General features: G+C 54.0%; 14 protein-coding genes. 1 reads left to right on the forward strand and 13 read right to left on the reverse strand.

Annotated elements, in window-relative coordinates; all coding sequences use genetic code 11:
• Positions 1–21: 21 nt before the first annotated feature.
• From AC0LWF_RS22320 to AC0LWF_RS22380, 13 genes are all read right to left on the reverse strand, one after another.
• Positions 22–1,695 carry a type 2 periplasmic-binding domain-containing protein gene (locus AC0LWF_RS22320; RefSeq protein WP_474653777.1) on the reverse strand — a complete coding sequence of 558 codons (1,674 nt, stop codon included), beginning with the start codon at positions 1,693–1,695 and terminating at the stop codon, positions 22–24.
• Positions 1,696–1,849: 154 nt separating this feature from the next.
• The gene (locus AC0LWF_RS22325) at positions 1,850–2,737 is read right to left on the reverse strand and encodes a carbohydrate ABC transporter permease (protein WP_474653740.1); all 888 of its coding nucleotides are present in this window, start codon (positions 2,735–2,737) and stop codon (positions 1,850–1,852) included.
• A gap of 25 nt (positions 2,738–2,762) precedes the next feature.
• The gene (locus tag AC0LWF_RS22330) at positions 2,763–3,737 is read right to left on the reverse strand and encodes an ABC transporter permease (protein WP_474653741.1); all 975 of its coding nucleotides are present in this window, start codon (positions 3,735–3,737) and stop codon (positions 2,763–2,765) included.
• A gap of 310 nt (positions 3,738–4,047) precedes the next feature.
• Positions 4,048–4,962: a phytanoyl-CoA dioxygenase family protein gene (locus tag AC0LWF_RS22335; RefSeq protein WP_474653742.1), complete on the reverse strand. Its 915-nt coding sequence runs from the start codon at positions 4,960–4,962 to the stop codon at positions 4,048–4,050.
• A 75-nt stretch (positions 4,963–5,037) separates the two neighbouring features.
• Positions 5,038–6,651 (reverse strand): ABC transporter substrate-binding protein, encoded by a 1,614-nt coding sequence (locus tag AC0LWF_RS22340; protein WP_474653743.1) that lies wholly within the window; start codon positions 6,649–6,651, stop codon positions 5,038–5,040.
• 65 nt (positions 6,652–6,716) lie between these two features.
• Positions 6,717–7,676, reverse strand: a complete 960-nt coding sequence (locus AC0LWF_RS22345; RefSeq protein WP_474653744.1) for a carbohydrate ABC transporter permease — start codon at positions 7,674–7,676, stop codon at positions 6,717–6,719.
• An 18-nt stretch (positions 7,677–7,694) separates the two neighbouring features.
• A complete protein-coding gene (locus AC0LWF_RS22350; RefSeq protein ID WP_474653745.1) occupies positions 7,695–8,636 on the reverse strand; it encodes an ABC transporter permease in 942 nt (313 codons plus the stop codon).
• A 200-nt stretch (positions 8,637–8,836) separates the two neighbouring features.
• Complete coding sequence (locus AC0LWF_RS22355; protein ID WP_474653746.1) at positions 8,837–10,459, reverse strand: response regulator transcription factor; 1,623 nt, start codon at positions 10,457–10,459, stop codon at positions 8,837–8,839.
• Positions 10,452–12,221 (reverse strand): sensor histidine kinase, encoded by a 1,770-nt coding sequence (locus tag AC0LWF_RS22360; protein ID WP_474653747.1) that lies wholly within the window; start codon positions 12,219–12,221, stop codon positions 10,452–10,454. Before AC0LWF_RS22360 ends, AC0LWF_RS22355 begins: the two co-directional genes overlap by 8 nt.
• A 178-nt stretch (positions 12,222–12,399) precedes the next feature.
• A complete protein-coding gene (locus tag AC0LWF_RS22365; RefSeq protein WP_474653748.1) occupies positions 12,400–12,978 on the reverse strand; it encodes a GNAT family N-acetyltransferase in 579 nt (192 codons plus the stop codon).
• Between the two features lie 26 nt (positions 12,979–13,004).
• A complete protein-coding gene (locus AC0LWF_RS22370) occupies positions 13,005–13,364 on the reverse strand; it encodes a VOC family protein (protein WP_474653749.1) in 360 nt (119 codons plus the stop codon).
• Between the two features lie 22 nt (positions 13,365–13,386).
• Positions 13,387–14,400, reverse strand: a complete 1,014-nt coding sequence (locus tag AC0LWF_RS22375) for a dienelactone hydrolase family protein (protein WP_474653750.1) — start codon at positions 14,398–14,400, stop codon at positions 13,387–13,389.
• A 160-nt stretch (positions 14,401–14,560) separates the two neighbouring features.
• Positions 14,561–16,753 carry a hypothetical protein gene (locus AC0LWF_RS22380; RefSeq protein WP_474653751.1) on the reverse strand — a complete coding sequence of 731 codons (2,193 nt, stop codon included), beginning with the start codon at positions 16,751–16,753 and terminating at the stop codon, positions 14,561–14,563.
• 303 nt (positions 16,754–17,056) lie between these two features.
• On the opposite strand from AC0LWF_RS22380, the gene AC0LWF_RS22385 reads away from it, so the two are divergent.
• Positions 17,057–19,129, forward strand: a complete 2,073-nt coding sequence (locus tag AC0LWF_RS22385) for a GxGYxYP domain-containing protein (RefSeq protein ID WP_474653752.1) — start codon at positions 17,057–17,059, stop codon at positions 19,127–19,129.
• Positions 19,130–19,164: the final 35 nt, after the last annotated feature.

Here is a 19,164-nt window from a genome sequence, read left to right on the forward strand (position 1 = left end):
GAACAGGAACGCATGATTCTATTATTTCAGAAACTCTTTCAGCTTGGCTACATTACTTTCATAATGAGTCTGCTGGTACGCCTGAACTTTATCGAGACCGGCGTCTTTGCGCTTATCGAGGAATTCGGTGAACAGCTTGTCGAAGTCCGCATCCGATTTGCTGAGGATAAGCTTAGGCAATGTTTTGCCCCAAGTTTGAGCGATCTTCGTATTCGCAATGCCTTCCTCCGAGTTGCCTGTCGGGTCAATCTGATCAAATTGCGAGAAGCTTGTCGTCTTGCCCTTCGTCCAATCTTCCATTTGCTTGGAAGGCTCAACGCTTGGCGGCGCCCATTGAAGGTTCATATTCGTATCCATCAGCATCCAGAATGTATACGATGCGCCATATTTCTTATCGAACGCGGAGCGGTCTTTGTTCAGCAGTTCGAGTACTTCCGGCTTGAATGTTGCCTTGCCGTCCACTTCATCGTACGTCTCGCCAGGAATACCCATGTACAAGTCTTTGTTGCCTTCTTCACTGACGAGGTAGCTCAGGAACTTAATCGCTCTTGCTTTGTCCTTCACGTTCTTCGAGATGAGCGTTACCGTCCAGCCGGAGATTCCAGGGCCTGACAATGTTGGCGGATCCTGCGCTTCATCAGCCGGTCCGTCTACAGCGATGTACACCGAGTTAGGGTCTTTCGCGAACAATGCATTCTGTTGAGCGGCAAAATCACTGCGTTGATACAGCATTGCGAAGTAACGGCCTTGCGCGATTTTTTCTTCCATTTGCGGACGTTTGTCGATGAAAATGTCCTTCGCGAGCAAGCCCATTTCATTCGCTTTGCGGAACGTCTTCAGCCAGCCGAGATATTCAGCATCCGTGCGGCGGTCGTACAGCTTGCCATCCTTCTCATACGGTACGGCAAGGAAGTTCTGCAGGTAACCTTCGAGCGAGTAGTTGCCCGTCTCTGTAAATTCATGAAGGCCGAGCGGAATGAGCGGCTGTCCGTTCACTTCCGGGAACTTCTCTTTTGCCAGCTTCAGCGCGTTCAGGAAGCCTTCCTTCGTGCGCATGTCCGGCTTGCCGAGCGCTTCGTACATATCTTTGCGAACGACGAATGTTTGATTCGACGTGTAATCTCCGGAGAACTTCTCAAAATCCTTCGGCGACGACGAGGCGTTCGGATAACCGTAGAAGTTGCCGTCCGGCTGCGTGTACCACGATGTCTTCGCACCGTCTGCCACTTTGAAGAAGTACGGATCGTATTGCTCCGCCAGCTTGTTAAGCGGCTCTACCATTCCGCCTTCGATCATTTTCTTCACGCCGTCCTCATACCAGCCAAGCGTTATAAAGTCTGGCAGCGAGCCGGAAGCGATCATTGTATTCAGCTTCTCATTCTCATTGCCTGCCGGCACGATAAAGTTGATGTTGACGCCGGTTTTCTTCGTAATGTATTGGGAAGTTGCATCTACGCCCCACTTATTCGGGAACCAGGAGAAGTTGAGGTACCAGTCGAACGTAATCGGCGACGTATCGGACTTCCAGCCCGGCTCGTCTGGGTTAGCTGCAGGCTTGTTGTCCGCTTTGGCATCGTTCGTTGCAGCTGCGTTGCCGTCTGTTGTTGTATTGGCGGCTTTGTTGCTATTGTCGCTGTCGCTCGTATTCGCGGTGCTATTGCTGTTATCGTTGTTGCTGCTCGAGCATGCTGCCATCGTGAAAACTAAAGCAAGTACCGACATGAAAGCAATGACGCGATGAAGCTTTCCTCTTCTCATGCGCTCTTCCCCTTTGCTTCGCTTATTATAAGGTCATCCCCGGTGTAAACGCTACCAGTTCTGACGAAAAACCGACTTTGGGAGCAGCTGCTCAGCCCTTGATCGAACCGATCATCAGCCCTTTGACAAAATATTTCTGCAAGAACGGGTATACCAGCACGATTGGCAGCGTGGTCACGACCATCGTTGCGAGCTTGATCGACTGCGAGGTGACACTCTTCGTAATGCCCCCCGGCATCGCCGCCATCATGAGGTTGGAGCTCGACTGGGCGATAACGCGGTACAGGAACGTTTGGATCGGCTGCAGATCCATGTTGTTGATGAAGATCATCCCCGTAAAATAATCATTCCACTGGTACACGCCATGGAACAGCGCGATCGTCGCGATGACCGGCATCGAGACCGGGATAATGACCCGCACGAAGATCGAGAAATCGTTGGCGCCGTCAATCTTCGCCGCTTCCACAAGGCCTGATGGAATCTCGCGGAAAAATGCCAGGAAGATGATTAGATCGAAGAAATTAAACATCGCCGGAATGATATAAACGAGAAAATTGTCCAGCAGATGGAGATCGCGAATGAGCAGGTAGTACGGAATGAGACCGCCGCTGAAGATCACCGTAACCGTGCCGATTAACATGTACAATTTGCGTCCGATGAGCTCCGTTCTTGAGAGCGCATAGGCGACCATCGCGGTGAAGAAGACGTGCAGCACCGTTCCTACGACGGTCTTGGCGACCGTAATGCCCATCGCCGTCATAATGCCGGGGTTAACAAACACCGCATGGAAGCTGTCGAAGCTGAACACCCGCGGCCACCAGTAGATGCCGCCGCGCATCGCATCCTGCCCTTCATTGAAGGCGTTAACGAGCACGTACCAGATCGGATAAATTGTAATGAAGCAGATCACCAGCATGCCGAAGGCGTTGCCAGCATCGAAGATCGCTTCGCCGGGAGTTCTTCGTTTGAGCAGAAGCATCGTTAGTAAGGCCTCCTTTTTACCGTTAGAATAGCGACGTATCGTTCAGCTTCCTCGACACTTGGTTCGCCGTCAGCAGCAGCAAGAGCGCGATAACCGATTTGATCAGCCCAACTGCGGCGGAATAGGAATATCGGCTGCTCAGTATGCCTGTCTGGTAGACGTAGACGTCGATGACATTGCTGGCGCTCTCATTAAGCGAGTTTCGCAGCACGAGAATTTGATCGAAGTTCGAGTTCAGAATGCCGCTCACCGCGAGGATGAACAGAATTGTAATCGTGCCATTGATGCTCGGCAGGGTGACGAACCACATTTTCTGGAACCGGCCTGCACCGTCGATTGTGGCCGCTTCGTACATTTCCGGCGATACGCCTGCGATTGCCGCGAGGTAGATGATCGCCGACCAGCCAAGCTCTTTCCATATATCCGAGGTGATGACGATCGACCAGAAGTAGCTCGGCTCCGCCAAGTAGCTGATCGGCTCATCTATGAATCCGAGCGCCATAAGCAGGTGGTTGATAATGCCGACATCCGCGAGCCATGTCGTCAGGATGCCGCCAAGGATGACCCAGGACAGAAAGTGCGGCAGGTACGAGATGGTCTGCACCATCTTCTTGAGCCTGAGTGAACGAAGCTCGTTAAGGAACAATGCGAAAATGATCGGCAGCGGGAACGAGATGGCCAGCTTGATGATACTCATGCCGACCGTGTTCCAGATGACCCCAGGCAGCTCATCGTCGTCGAGAAACTCGCGGAAGTTATCGAGCCCGACCCAAGGCGCATCGTGCACCGAGTGGATAATGTTGTAGTTTTTGAAGGCGATAATGACGCTGTACATCGGAATGTAGTTGAAAATAACCATCCACGCCACACCGAGCAGCGCCATCACCTGCAAATACTTCTGGCCAGCTAGCTTGCGGACCAGCTTCAGCGCCTTGTCCTTCCGGCTAACCGGCAGCTGCTGCTTAGCAGACAGTTCATAACTCAAATCGGCACTCATGCTGGCAGACCTCCAAAAGCTTGATGATGAATTTGATGTAGTAAGGCTAGTGCGAAAGGATAGTGCATAAGGACAGCGCGGAATGTAAGCACTTACAAACTTGCCGTGTGTTCATTGTAAGCTGGCGAGGGGAGGTATTATAAGGTCTCAAATTTTGCTTCGTGGCGCAAAATTTCGGGTTGGGTGGTATGTGAAGCACGCTGAGACGGAAAAAACCAGGCTTCCTTTCACACAAAAAGCAAAGCACCTGGAAGAAGGCCTATAAGGCTTCTTCCAGGTGCTTCCCTAAGATTTTAAAAGCGTCTGCTTCCTACTCCTGCTTCCTATCCAGCGCTTGCCGAATGCTGATCTCCACCGGGGAATAATCGTCATGGCTTTCACGGTTGAAATTCATCCGCTCCTTCAGCGGTGTCTTCTGGTTGCACATGAAGCGAGGGCTGCCGGAGTGATTCTGGGACGCCGCATGATACAAGAACGGATGGCACAAGATGATGTCGCCAGGCGAAGCGCTCGTTTCCGCGACGCGCAGCTTGAAGCCGTCGGTATCAACATGCCATTCATCCATGAAGCGTTTGATCCGATCGGGATCGTCCTCACCCGCCCCCGTCAGGCCGGTGAGCTCCGACAAATACGGATGCTCCGCGTTCAGCATGTCGATGCCCTCCTGCGGCTCGAGCCCCTCGGGATGCTTCTCCAGAAATTTCGCCACGACCTTGTGAGAGCCTTCTATGATCAACGTTCCGCCGCCATGCGGCCTGATTTCGGAGAAGATGCACAAGCATAACAGTCCTTGATCGGGACTGTCTACGTAGTGGCGAAAATGGCCGCCGTCCCAATGCCAGCCGCTCGTCGGCACGGTCCATGGCCGATCGGCGCCAAGCGCGAAATTGACTGGCCACCAGCCCCACGTGGCGACGACCTCTTCCTTCCCGTAGACACCACGGTCGATCCATCGTCCATGGCCGGTCAAGTCTTCGATCGCATCCGCCATCCGATCCGTGTTGCAGCGGTCGAAGGCTCCGCCGTTGTAGGCCTCCCGTATGTTGTACATCGGCTGCTGCCACGTCGAGGGGTCGCTCCGCTCAACACCGAACCGACTCAGCTTCTCCCAGATGAATTGCTGGCATTCCAGCGCCAGCTCGCGCGGGAACGCTTCCTCGACCTTCACCCATCCGAATTCGATGAAATGCTCGATTTGTTCCTTTGATAACGCCTTGTTGTCCACCTTATAACCTGCTTTCCGTTCGAAATATGAAGAGAAGCCGTGCCGAAAGCAGCACTGGCTTCCCTCCTTATCGCCTTACTGTCCCTTCGCCGCGCGCCACGCATCGAGCTGTTTTTGCTCTTCGGCGATGACTTTGTCGATGCCGGTCGCTTTCAGCTTATCGATGTATTTCGGCAAGTACACGTTCGGATCGAGCGTACCGGTGTTGAGTCCCGAATTGAACTCTTTGCCGACGTTTGCGATTGCAGCCGTCTCCGTCTTCACGTTCGTCGGATCGAACACGAAGCCGAGCAAAGCGTCGTTCTTCGCTGCTTTGTTGAAGTCCTTGAACTTCTGCCACTTCTGCGGATCTTCGTTCGTCCACAGGTAGTCGTTGAATTGGTTGCCGAACAGCCAAGGCTGATTCAGGTTGTAGCCCGACGTTTGAGCCGTTATGCCGTCGGCGAAATCGATTGTGTTATCGCCCGCCTTCTTGTAGTGCTTGCCTTCGATGCCGAACGCGATCAGATTGACCAAGTATTTATCCGTGTACAGCAAATTCAAGAACATCATGGCGCGCGCAGGATCCTTGGACGTTCTGGAAATCGACGTCATCGCGCCTTGCGTATCGCCGGTGCCGATGATCGGCTGCGTCAGCTCGACCTGCACCCATTTCACGCCTGTTTGCGTGCTGACTTCGGCGTCTTTGCCCGGCTTCAGCTGCTCTGGATACGCGAACGCCTTGCCTGCTTTCAGACCGCCGCTCAAGTCTTGAAGCGTCGCCGCGTCTTTATTGACGTAGCCTTTTTGATACCACTTGTGAATCAAGTCGTAGCCGGCTTTCGCCTCCGGCGTTTCCAGACCGTTGATCAGCTTGAAATCCGATTGGCCGAGAGGAAGCGTGCCGCCGGCGCCGTCGTAGTGATCGAAGTGGTTGGAATTCCATACGTTGAGCAGCGATATATCTTTGTTCAGGTAGAAAGGCGTTACCCCCGGTTCATTCTCCTTGATCATGTCGTAGTACGGCTCGAGATCTTCCAACGTCTTGATTGTCGTGATGTCGATTTTGTATTTATCCACGAGGTCTTTGCGGAGCATGATGCCCCATTGAGTCGCCATTTCCTTGTTCGTCGGCATGCCGTAGTTTTTGCCGTTCACTTTGGAGCCTTCGAGAAGAGCGGGCTCGATGACCCCTTTCGCTTCCTGCGCGTACTGGTCGATCAGATCCGTCATGTCAATGATGTTGCCTTGGGATATCTTCGTCGTGAAGCCGTTCCAGTTCGCCGTGTACAGCAAGTCGAACGGTTCGCTGGACGCGAATTTCAGGTTCATTTTGTCGTCCCAGCTTCCCCAGTCGATGACTTCGAGATCAAAGGATGCGTTAATTTTGTCTTTCAAATAGTTGCTGACTTCCTCGTTGACCATTGCCTGATCCTTCTGGGCCGCTGCGCCAGGGACGAACCATTTGATCGTGTACGGCTCCAGCTTGGACGCATCGGAGGCGTTGCTTGCGGCAGCCTCGTTCGTGCTGCCGTTGTTCGCCGCGTTATCTTTCGCCGCGTTTGTCTCCTTCGTCGCCGCATTCGCGTCGCTGGAATTGGCATTGCCGTTCGCGCCGGAATTATCGTTGTTTCCGCAGCCCGCAAGCAGCGTAGACACCGCGAAAGCAGTTGCTAAGGCGGTCAGGCCTTTTCTCTTTAAGCTTTTCATATAATACCTCCCGTTTTTTGTAGTTGAAGACGTAATTGTATAATTGCTAACCGGTCAGACCGGGATTAGCCCTTCACTGCACCGACTGTCAAGCCGGCGACAAAATAACGCTGGAAGAACGGATACGCAAGCACGATCGGTCCCATGCCGACGATGCACATGGCCATCCTGACCGTTTCGCTCGGAATCTTGGCGATCTCCTGTGCGCCGATAGCCGAACTGCTCTGGGCGTTGGACTGCAGAAACTGCAGATTGCGCATAACCTTGTACATCATGTACTGGAGATTGACCATTTTGTCGTTATTGATGTAGACAAGGCTGTTGAACCAGTCGTTCCAGTAACCGAGCGTATAGAATAGCCCGATCGTCGCCATGACCGGAAGCGACAGCGGAAGCACGATGCCGAAGAAAATTCGGAACTCGCCTGCGCCATCGATCTGCGCGGACTCCAGAATTGACGGATGAATGGTCTGCTGGAAGAAGGTTCTCGTCGTCAGGACGAGGAACGCGCTCATGAGCAAGCCAGGCACGATAAGCGCGAACATTGTATCCTTCAAGTGGAAGATGTACGTATAGACCAGGTAGCTCGGAACGAGGCCTCCTCCGAAGATCATCGTGAAGAAGATGAAGAAGGAGAAGAAGCCGCGGAATTGAAAATCGGTACGCGACAGCGGATACGCATACAAGGCCGTCATCAGCATGCCTGTCAAGCTGCCGATGATCGTCGTGGCGATCGAGATGCCGTAACCGCCCAGAATCTTGTGCATATCAAATCCGAGATAGTGATAGGCGGAAAGGCTCCATTCTCGCGGTATAAGCGCGTAGCCATGAAGCGTGATCGACGTCTCGTCGGACAAGGAAGCGGAAATGACGAGCAGAATCGGAAGCAGGCAGACGATGCTGTAGAGAAGGAAAATCACGTTGATGACCAGATTGGGGCCGGCCGAGATGGAGTTGATGCGCTTGGCCGCCGGTTTGGAGACGGCAGCCTCCGCTGCCGGTGCTTGTGCAGTCGTCGTATTCATTGCGGTTGTCGCTCCTCTCTAGAATAAAGCGCTCTCACGATTGAACTTGCGAACGATTAGGTTGACCGACAAGACGAGCACAAACCCAACTGCCGATTGGTATAAACCCGCCGCGGAGGACATGCCGATGTCTCCCAAGGAAAGCAGCGCGCGATACACATACGTATCGATAACGTTTGTCGTCGGATAGAGCGAGCCTGAATCGAGTGGTACTTGATAGAACAAGCCGAAGTCAGCGTTCAAGATGTGCCCGACGGCCATCAGCGTGAGAATGATAATAATCGGACGGATTTGAGGGAGTGTGATGCTCACGACCTGTCGCCATTTGGACGCGCCGTCGATGAGGGCCGCTTCGTAATATTCGTTGTCGATGCCGATGACCGCGGCCAAATAGATAACTGTGGAGTACCCGATGTTCTTCCAGATGTAGACGAGCGGCAGGATAAACGGCCAATACTTCGGCTCGTTGTACCAAGCGATTGAATCAATGCCCAGGGGGGCGAGAATATGCGTATTCACGAAGCCGTATTCCACGCTCAGCATGGAGTAGCCCAAATACCCAACAACCACCGCGGAGAGAAAATAGGGCAAGAACATTATGTTCTGATAGAATCTGGCGGCAAGCCGATTCCGCAGTTCGTTGAGCATGATCGCGAAGGTCACGGCGATAACCGGCGTAATGGTGATGAACAGCGCGTTGTATAGCACCGTGTTGCGCGTGATGATCCATGCGTCCGACGACTTGAAGAGAAACTTGAAGTTGTCGAAGCCGACCCACGGGCTGGTAAACCACCAGTTGTGAAGCGACATTTTGACGCTTTTGAAAGCGATTAGCGTGCCGAACATCGGCAAATAGTTATTGATAAGCAGGTAGAGCGTTCCGGGAAGCATCATCAGCAGCAAGTAGCGGTTCTTGATCAGCTTGCGGCGAAACGAGATACGGTTCTTCTTCAATTCCATGCTCAGTACAATCACCTCTGGTTCATTTCGACATCAATTCCGTTTCTTAAGCTTATTGTAGGGAAAGAGTGGCCGGGTCAGATATGAATAGAAGTGACAAAGATGACGTTATTATGACAAACCCCCGCCAAGTGGCTTGGCCGGGGGTTAAAGGGATATACGCGAGAACGGCACAATTCCGGCTGCAAGCGGCAGCCTCCTCAGCCTACAATGCCTTGATAGCGCTTGCGATATTCTTGAGGGGTAATGCCCACCGTCTTCTTGAACACCTTCCCAAAGTAAGAGAAGTTCTCGTAGCCTAGTGCACCGCCGATGTCGCTGATTTTTCGTTGCGTTTCCGTCAGTAATATTTTCGCTTGGTTGATTTTGGCCAGAATGATGAAATCCATCAGCGACTGTCCCGTCTCCTTCTTGAACAGCCGCGACAGATACGCGGAATTCAAATAAACATGCGCGGCGATATCCTCCCGGTTAACGTCCCGGATATGTTCCTGAATGTACTTCTTTATCTTCTCGATGTTGGCGCGGTGATCGCCCTCATGCTGGCTGTAGTACTCCATGCCTGCCGTGAGCAGCCGTTCCGCCCAGCTCCTCAGCCGGGCAAGCGACCGTGTGGCGGAGCCTTCGCCGCCGAGCAGCTTGGCACCGACTACTTCTTTGGCCGACCAGCCTTTGCGGTGAGAAACATGATAGACCATGTGCAGCAACAAATAATAGACCGCTTCCAGCGACTCTTGCGTGACCGGCTGCGCGGCAAGCTCCTTGAACGCCGCGTTCACCCGCTCCATCAGCTCCGTTTTCTTACCCGACTCGAACAGCACGGTCCATTCCGCCCAATCGATATCGGTCGGCGCCTGCATCTGCCGCCGGCCGCTCCGCTCGAAGCCGACATCCCGCAGGAACAGCACCGATTCCGACGCCGCCACGTTGCTTTGCTCCATCTCGAGCAGGGCATGGTACGTCTCCGCTAAGCCGCCGATAGGCGCCTGCTCGCCGATATAACAGGACAAGCGGCAGTAGAAGTAGTCGGATGACGCCCGCATATAAGCCTGGCACACGTCCGCGAGCTCATGTCCTTCCGGCGCAAGCTCATCCTCGTACAGCAGCACGAACTGAATGCCTCCCGAATCCCGAATGACCGCTCCCCGGCGAGCATTCAGAAACATCTCCTCGGCGCTCTTGAGCAGCGCGTACTCCAGAATCTCCTCGTCCCGCTTGCTGAACGCCTCGCGGAATTCTTCGACGCTGAGCAGGATAGGCCTGACCAGTGTATCCGGCGTGATCGGCAGCCCGTACGCCGAGATAGCCTGCGCGAGGCGCTCCTTGGTAGGCATGGCGCGCGATTCCAGCACGTCACGCCAGAACTTCTCCCAGAGGAGCGGCTTCTGCGTTTCCCACAGCTGAGCATATTTCTCGTAGCGCTCCGAGTAGTCCCGCCTATCTCGCTCCTGCTGCAGCTTCTCGCATGCCCGCGAGACGACCTCGGCGAGCTGCTTATGCTTAACCGGCTTCAGCAAATAATCGAAGCCGCCTAACTGAATGGCTTGCTGCGCATAGGCAAAATTGGCATGCCCGGTGATGAATATGGTCATCGTGCCCGGCTTATGCTCATTCACCCACTCGAGCAATTGCAGTCCGTTGCTGCCGGGCATTTCGATGTCGCACACAATAATATCGATGGGGTTCGCGTTCAGCTGCTCCTTGGCCGAGCCGACGCCGTATGCGCTGAACAAGCCGGTCACGCCGATGGACTCCCAGTCGATACAATTCAAGATCGCTTCCACCGCATACTTCTCGTCATCGACGACGAGCAAATTATACATCGCTGTCTCCTCCTTCGTTATCCCGCTCCGCGGGCAACCGAATGCGAATGACTGTGCCTTCTTGCTCTTCGGAGGAGAAGCAGAACTCCGCCCGTTCTCCGTAAATCATGCCAAGCCTGCGTCTGACGTTCCAAATACCGAGCCCGCCGGCCCCCTGTTCCCCGCCGTCGGCGGTGATGCCGGCTTGCAGCTGCCGCAGCTTCTCCGGTGAAACGCCACGGCCGTTGTCGGTAATGACAATTTCGCAGCCGCCGCTGCCGTCGTCAGGCGGTTTGACCTCGATCGATATGACATAAAGCCTTTCACCCTCCGGCATGCCGTGAATGACAGCGTTCTCAATAAACGGCTGGATGGTGAGCGGCGGCAAGAAGTAGCCGGCATAGCTTGCTGGAACGTTCACCTTGTAAGCCAGCTTATCGGGAAAACGCAGCTTCTGGATTTCCAAGTAGTTGGAGATGTGGTCGATTTCTTCCGAAATCGTGATGAATTCACGGTGTGCCCGCGTAATGAAGCGGAAGTAATCCGCGAGATGCTCGGTCATCTTCTCGACCAGATCATTCTTGCGAAGGGAGGAGAGGCTGTAGATGATGTTCAGCGAATTCAGGTAGAAATGCGGATTGATCTGCGCTTGCAAATGCTTGAACTCGGCCTCCTGCTTCTTCAGCATGCCTTCGTAGATATCGATTTTGAGTCGGCTGATCTGACCGACCATGCCATTGAACGTATCGATGAGGAAGGCGAACTCGAACGACGACCCTTCCTTCAGCCGGACACTGAGATCGCCGTGCATGATCCGCCTCATGCCGGCCATAAGCGCTTGCATCGGCCTCAGAAGCGTGCGCTTCAGGAAGAACGAATAGAACAAAATGACGACCAGGCCCAGAACAGGAACCAAATATATCGCCCATTGGAAGTAGAACAGCTGCTTCAACAAGCTGTTCTCAGGCACGATGGCAATCATGTGCACCGGGGCTTGCGCGAACGCGGCACTGACCGCCAAGTATTCGACGCCGTTTGCGCGGTTGAATTTGCGGTATGCTTCGTTACCTGGCTTCTTCAAGCTGTGCTCGATGTTCTCGACGTCCTTGCCTGTCAGCGTGGTGGCCGTGAGCGGCACCCCTGAACTGGATACGAGCAGCTCTTCTAGCCCGGAGTCGAGCGGAGCCGCGTTCAACTCGTCGATCAGCATCTCTGCCTTGATCAAGGCGCCGACGTAGATCGCATTGTCGGCCACCTGCTCGATGCGAACGAAATAATTGGCATCCGGCATCTGGATGATATCCCACTCATGCACCTTCCGATGCTCCTTGTCGGACATGTACGCGTCCAGCACTTGATGGTAACGTTCGATTTCCGAGTACGAACGCTGTGAGGATATGAGCCGGCTCGGTTTATCCAGATAGACGAAGAACGTGTCGACTTCCTTGTACGCCCCATAGTCCTGGTCGAACGAAGTGAGCAAGGATTGCTTGGCAAAGAAATAGTCTCCGCTGTCCTCCGGATACGATGAGAGCGCTAACAAATTCGGATACGAGGTGTTGTTGGTCACTTGCCTGAGCAGATAACTGACCGTCTGGCCCAAGGCGATGTCCTTCTTCGCCGCCTGCGTGGAGATCAAATTACTGTTGGACTGCGACACCTGTTCCCGCACAACATTCATCGCGTAATAGTTGTTATAGAACAGAAACAAAATCAGGGGTACGGTGACGATAACGAATCCGACAAAAAATTTATATCGCAGCGTACGCTTTTTCTGGACCATGATGATCACCCCGAACCTCCGTATCCTTCTACAGCTTACAAATTTTACTATGAAAATAGAGTAGCACTCCTGTGCGGAAAAAAACAGTAGCCTTCCTTGCATAGCAAAAAAGACGACCTTTGGCGTTCGAAGGTCGTCCTTGGAAAAAGCGAGCTATTTCTGTACATGGAGAGCGACTTTACAGCGGGCTCATCAAGCTCTCCAGCCGCTCCTTGACCGATGGCCATTCGCGATCGAGGATGCTGTAGTAGACCGAATCGCGGATGATCCCGCTGGGCAGGATCATGTGGTTGCGCAGAACGCCTTCCTTCACCGCGCCGAGACGCTCGATCGCCCGCTGCGATCTGATGTTGCGCAGGTCGGTCTTCAGCTGAACGCGGATCGTGCCTAGCGTTTCGAAGCAGTGCTTCAGCAGCAAATATTTGCACTCCGTATTCACACTCGTACGCCACACCGATGGGGTCAGCCATGTTGAGCCGATCTCGAGGCTGCGGTTGGCGACGGAGATATCGAACATCCGCGTGCTGCCGAGGATAACTCCGGTTGCGCGGTCTTTAATGACAAAACGCACATCTCCCTGTCCGCTGAGCGCTTTCTCCACGTATGCTTTTGCGTCATCAAGCGTTGCCATCGCACCTTGCGTGACTTCCCAAATTTCCGGGTATTTCCCGGCCTCGTACAATCCTTCAACATGCCCGGAATTCATCGGCACAAGCTCGACCCGGTTGCCTGTCAGTACAATAGGTTTCACGTCCATCACTTTCCACGTTCCCTCTCTACCGTCTATTTCGTCTGCGAGATATGCCAGCACACACCGGCCGGATCAACGAGGTGAACCTCACGTTTGCCCCATGGATAATCCATCGGCTCCTTCGCCCGAATCGGGTAAAGCCCCGACTTCGCAATCGCTTCAATCCGCTGCCAGCAGTCGTCCAAGTCCTCGACTTCCAGCTCCACCATTAGATTGTTCTGCATCTCCTGATTGTGGTAATTTTGCAGAAAAAACTCCTGCTCGCCGCTTCGGAAGATACTCAGTCCGCTGTCGGAATACCCCTTCTCAAAGCCCAGCTCTTCAAAGAAACGCATCGCCAGCTCGTAATCTTCCCCCGACGGAATAAAGGGTCTCAATTTGATTGCTTTCATCCCATTCGCCTCCTCTGAAAAATCAAGCCCAGACCCGCTTCAGCCAATCCAGTGCCTGCTTACCCGATATTTCGTGCTCACCCTCGAACAGATCGAGCACAACTCGCTCTTCCACTCCGAGCAGCCCATACACCGTCTGAAGCTTCTCATATGCCTCAATAACGGCATGCTCCGGGAAAATCGGATCGCGAGTTCCCGACTCCAGCAGCATCGGCTTCGGTGCGATCAGGGCGAGCAAATCCGGCATCTCCGCCACAAGCGACAGCCCCGGCACGAAGTTGTCGATACAGTGTGAAATCGAGAGAATGCTCGCCTGAAACGTATTCGCAAAGCCGCTTACGACAACAGCCGAGATACGATCATCGACTGCGGCTGCGAAGGAAGCAACGAGCCCGCCGCCCGAGATGCCCATCGCGCCAATACGCGCAGCATCGACATCCTCGCGAGTGAGCAAATAATCGACGCAGCGAAGCGTCTCATAGACTCGATGGCCCGCCATCGTCTGCCCCATCGCGAGCAGAAACGTCGATAGCCGGTGGCAGGAGCTATATTTGTCTGCATCCTCAGCCAGCTTGCGGTTGCCGAAGCCAAGCAGCTCGGGAGCAAGCGTGAGGAAGCCCTTCTCTACAAGCTGTACGGCAAAATCCTTCTCATACCCCGGGTCGCCCGTCCGCGTCGTGCCGTCCTCATTCAACCCGACAATATCCTTGCTGCCATAACCGTGGCCATGCAGCGCAATAACCGCTCCGTCGCCAGCACGATACGACTTCGGAATCAACACATACACCGGCATATACATGCCGCCATAGGTTTGAAGCTGGATCCGCTGCCGCGTATAGCTGCCGCAATCGACGGATTCCAGCAGCTCAGGCGCAAGCTCCGCCGCTTCATGAGGAAAACCTCCGAGCAGCTCTACGAACCGGCTGCGCAGCCGATCCCTCCACGCCTGCCATTCCTCAGACGTCTCTGCTGCAAAACGCTCGCTTGGCTGAACCCGATTATAGAATGACTCCAAATACTGGTCTGGATTCCACATCTATTACTCCTCCTTATCAATGGCACTACAGGATAATACGACCTACATACTTACAACCATGTTCGCGAAACACCAGCTGAACTCCTTCCTGCCGCATATCAAAAAGCCGTCTCCTGACCAATCGGTCAAAAGACGGCTTTCCCTCAAACCGCTACCAAGCTTACCATTCCAAGCCGACAGAAATTCCCTCTGGCGCGCCAGGGTAACGAACCAGCACCGTGCCCGATGCAGCATCATAGACGCATTCCGCAGCCGCATCGCCTGCCAGTGCTCGAACCGGCTCGCTTGCGACAGCGATTCGCGTGCTGATCGTCATATCTGAGGGAGACTCGGATACAAAGGAGAAGCGCGAAGCAGCCAGCTGCTCGTCACGAATCTTCGATGAGCTAACGATTATTTTAGCCAAGCTACCAACTTTCTGCTGCTTCAAGCTTCCAAGATCATACAGCAAGCTGTCATCGCCCGGTGCGAGCTCTACTGTCGTAAGCACCGGAAGATCGGCTTCGAATAGATCGATAAACGATCCTTGCAGCACCACGTTTCCACGCCCACTGTCCGAAGCGCCCTCCGCATCAAGCACATGGGTAATCAGATACGGTCCGCGCTTAAGCTGGAGCGCCTGATTCACCTTGTAGTCGCTCTCCTCGCCGCGAATCGCGAGCGCATGGCGCACAAGATCCTGCACCACTTTAGCGCCCTCGGCAGAACGGGACAGCTCCGTCGGATGCTGGCGCAGGAACAGCACGGCGCCTTCGCCTACTTTATGTTCGCCCTCCGCCAGCTCCCGTCCAAGGCCGAGCGATTCGAACAGATGCTCCTCCGGACGCTCGTACGTCCGGCGCGCGCCAGCACGGTTCCACCACTCGTTTACGCTATGGAACGGATCCGAGCCGTCGCCAATATAGATGAGCGCGCCGCCCTCTCGTACCCATTGCCCAATCGACTGATGGATGCCTGGATGCTCTGGCTTCATAAATTCGTAGCTGAGCAGCAGGACGCGGTATCCGTCCAGATAGCCAGGGAATGTAAGAATATTATCGAGCTGCACCGTGCGAAGCGGAATGCCGCTCTTCACCAATGGCATCGCTATGCCGTAGAACGCCGAGAAGTCGAGCAGCTCCTGCTGCGGCGGCGAGAGCAGGTCGGAGGTCGTCGTGCCGTCGTATTTGAAGACAGCCGTATCTTCCTCGCCTTCCGGAATAACATCTCCCCGCTGGTACATCGCGGAGTTCGCGAAGCAAAGTCCAACACCGGACGTATAGCCCTCTCCTGCCTGCTCTTCTTCATGATTGTGCATATCCCGCAGCACTTCCATCACCGTCAAGAGCACAGTCGCATATTGGCTAGGAATCGTTTCTTTGTCTACAGCCTGCCTCGGGTATTCCAACGAGAATACGCGCCAAGGCCACGGACATACCTCATACTGCTTCACTTCCGGGTGGAGCAAAGAAGCGACGACGGTCGACTTGTAGTTCTGCCGATAATCGCTCCACGTATAGCGCGGATTGTCTTCGATTGGATCGTGCAAATACCACATTTCCCGCCCTGTGCCGCGTGTAAGCTCCTGCATATTGCCGTATTCGAGGTAAGCGGTCTCAAAAGTCCGCTCGCGGCGTACGCCTTGATACACATTCGCCGTCCGCGCCGTACCGGTCCAAATCTGCGCTATGAAGCCATCGCAAGACGGCATCGACACGAGCAGCGCCTCTGGGCTAATAATCCGCCACTGCGTATAGTTAATCAGGCTGTGCGTCGGCACATAGAAGCGAACGGTGCGGCCGTATGTCACGAGCGCATACTCCTTCATCTGGCTGCACAGCCGGTCCAGCGCCCGATAGTACATCTGCGCTTTCAGCTTCGATGCACGGTATTGCGCGTCAGGGGATGAATGCGGCGCAATCCATTCTTCGCCATAGAAGTTCAGCCATTCGCGTTTGAAAGCGTCCGAGTAGCCCGCTGCTGCCCAGAACTCCGGTTCTTCCATGTGGATCGCTTCGACGCCGCAATCAATCGCCTTCTTAATGAATGTCGCCAAATATTCGGCAAAAGAAATCGTCGGCACCATGTAAGGCACGTCCTTGCCATGGAGCAAATGGTTGCCCGCGCGATCCTTCTGCGCTTCATCCCAATGGTCGCGCCCGTCGAATCGACCGAACAGATAATCCTGATATTCGCCCCATGAGACACCAGTCATGAGATGGATCGTATAACCGGCTTTCTTCCAGCCTTCAATGCGGCTCGGCAAATCTTTTGAAATCCCGTACACCATGACAAAATCAGTCCGTAAATCATACTTCGGCCCATATGGACGTGACTCCTGAAAGCCGGTCCATTCGTTCCTCGCCTTCTTCAATTGCCTCATTCCTCCCTGGATCATCATCATTGCAGCTTCATTTTCGCACATCCGGTTAGTATATATTTAATATATATTAATTTCAGTAAAAATAATAGACTTAACCCCATTTTATCCACGATACTATTGAACTACTCGATAAATTTCGCTGTAACTTCTTGATAACCTTTGTCGAAATCATTGAAATTTTATATAGATTATATTAAATATATACTGTAGCTCAAAGCTCAGCCGACTGAGGAGGTGGACGAACGAGGCAAGAGCATTGGAGCTGCAAAATTCCGCTAAGATGAGGTGTGCAACTTGATCCGAAGAATCGTCTCAATTAGTCTTGCATTGCTATGTACCGTATCCTTATCGCTCGGCGCATCTGCCGCTGCCGGCAATCCGCAGCAACAGACAGCAAGTGATAAACCGTCCGCTTCCACCATCTCGTGGCCGAAGCAGCAAGAATTGCCTACCTTCGCCAAGGTGAAGCAGCTTGAAGTCGCCGATGTGTACGATGCGCCTGGAGATATTAAGCTTCTGATGGCTACGCTGCAAGGGATCGTGAACCGCACGGAGCCTCGGATTTATTTGATCGAAAATAAAGAAGAAGGCAAGTTCACTTGGCTGAACGACCTCGACGTGCCGTACAAGGTGCGCGACAATTACTGGGACATCGTCAAGAAGTTTGCCCATGAAGCAAAAGGCATTATCGTCTATGATCCGAAAGTAGCCGATTCCATCAACGTCGCAACGACAATGGCAGGGCTGAAAGGCGCTGTCGTGGCAAGTCCTGAGCTGGCTGCCAAATTAACTGCCGCTCCTTACAATTTGAAGGTGCTGGATGATCTTGGGGGCAAATTCAAGGATCGTCTGGATGCCTACACTTGGGCGTATGAGAACCTGTGGAGCCAAACATCGCACCGGATGCTGGTCGGCCTAAGCCCGGATACTTCCGTTAAGCTGCCTTCCACGCTTCCACCGTCGTTCAAGACGATTGCGCAAGACACGACGCAAGAGCGCGATGCGAAGAACCGCAAGGTGTACGATCTCGACCTGACGAGCTTCCTTGGAAACTCGGATGTGTACCTGCGCTTCGACGACGCGTTCACACAGGACGGCTGGGGTACGGCTGTGCATGAAGTGACGGTTCAGGCTGACGGCCAGACAATCGCGCACTTCATTCCGGGCACTGCTGACGAGGCACCTTTCCTCTATGATCCGCAGAGCTCGCAGCTCTCTTCCGGCAGCGGCGGTCATCGCTTCGCGGATAACGGACGCTATTTCGTGTACAAGTTCACGCCTCCTGCCGGCACGAAGCAGCTCACTGCGTCGGTGGATATGTGGAACCAGTACAAAGTAACTGCTGGCAGCGAACAGCCGGCAACCTCGCAACAGCGTGAGTCGTACGGCTATCTGCGCGATTATGCAGTCGCGAACAAAGCGATGGTCGTCTGGCTGGACTCGAACGTGCCTGAGCAAAAAGCGCTGTTCGAGCGTATATTGTCTAGCGTTGAGCCAGGCTCGCCTTACCTCGGCTGGTTCAGCAACGATGTCGATGGCGAATTCAGCGGCACCGAAGTGACGTCGAATCACAGCGTCTACGTGCTCGCGGCAGACTGGTTCAGCAATTTGACTGTGTTCTCCGGTGCAAAACCCGTTGCGGACAATGCGAAGCCAGCAGCAACTCCGAAGCTCGCGAACAAAATCTACGTCACCTACACATTCAGTGAAGGCGATAACTTCCAGTACAACCAGCACCGGATGCGCATTCTGTGGGATGATCCGAACCGCGGCAAAGTGCCGATCAACTGGACATCGAGCCCGCTTCTCTATGACGGCGCGCCTGCGATGCTCGACTACTACAAACGCACGGCAACTGCAAACGATTTGCTGATCGCAGGACCATCCGGCGCAGGCTACTTCTACCCGGATGCATGGCCGGAGAGCACGTTCTCTACGTTCATGAAGCAGTCGTATGCGTATTTGAAGAAGACCGGCATGACCATTCCTTACGTCCTGAACCGGGTGGATGGCCAGAACGTGCCGCTTAGCGAATCGAAAGCGAATTCCTACGTGAACGACCTGCATGTACAAGGGCTGTTCCAAAGCTGGGAAGGCAACTACGGCGTCAAGATCCAACAGGGCAAGCTGCCGGTTTCGACGATTCAAGGCATCAGCACCGCGCAAGATGGCAAGAACATCCTCGCAGCTGCAAAAGCGAATTGGGACGGCAAGTCGCCGCTCTTCGTCTCGCTCGGCCTGTTGGCATGGAGCATGACGCCTACAGATGTCGTAGAGATGAGCAAAGCGCTTGGTTCCGAATACCAAGTCGTACGCGCCGATCAGTACTTCTCCCTCGTTCGCGAAGCGAACGGTCTGTCGCACTAAGCATTCATGGAACAACAAAGAGGCTGGGAGCCGTC

It is taken from the genome of Paenibacillus sp. sgz302114 (assembly GCF_056120345.1).

Bases quoted from the DNA above. Each gene is read 5' to 3' on its own strand.
- AC0LWF_RS22320 (WP_474653777.1), bottom strand. From the start codon at position 1,695: ATGGCAGCATGCTCGAGCAGCAACAACGATAACAGCAATAGCACCGCG.
- AC0LWF_RS22325 (WP_474653740.1), bottom strand. From the start codon at position 2,737: ATGCTTCTGCTCAAACGAAGAACTCCCGGCGAAGCGATCTTCGATGCT.
- AC0LWF_RS22330 (WP_474653741.1), bottom strand. From the start codon at position 3,737: ATGAGTGCCGATTTGAGTTATGAACTGTCTGCTAAGCAGCAGCTGCCG.
- AC0LWF_RS22340 (WP_474653743.1), bottom strand. From the start codon at position 6,651: ATGAAAAGCTTAAAGAGAAAAGGCCTGACCGCCTTAGCAACTGCTTTC.
- AC0LWF_RS22345 (WP_474653744.1), bottom strand. From the start codon at position 7,676: ATGAATACGACGACTGCACAAGCACCGGCAGCGGAGGCTGCCGTCTCC.
- AC0LWF_RS22350 (WP_474653745.1), bottom strand. From the start codon at position 8,636: ATGGAATTGAAGAAGAACCGTATCTCGTTTCGCCGCAAGCTGATCAAG.
- AC0LWF_RS22355 (WP_474653746.1), bottom strand. From the start codon at position 10,459: ATGTATAATTTGCTCGTCGTCGATGACGAGAAGTATGCGGTGGAAGCG.
- AC0LWF_RS22360 (WP_474653747.1), bottom strand. From the start codon at position 12,221: ATGGTCCAGAAAAAGCGTACGCTGCGATATAAATTTTTTGTCGGATTC.
- AC0LWF_RS22365 (WP_474653748.1), bottom strand. From the start codon at position 12,978: ATGGACGTGAAACCTATTGTACTGACAGGCAACCGGGTCGAGCTTGTG.
- AC0LWF_RS22370 (WP_474653749.1), bottom strand. From the start codon at position 13,364: ATGAAAGCAATCAAATTGAGACCCTTTATTCCGTCGGGGGAAGATTAC.
- AC0LWF_RS22375 (WP_474653750.1), bottom strand. From the start codon at position 14,400: ATGTGGAATCCAGACCAGTATTTGGAGTCATTCTATAATCGGGTTCAG.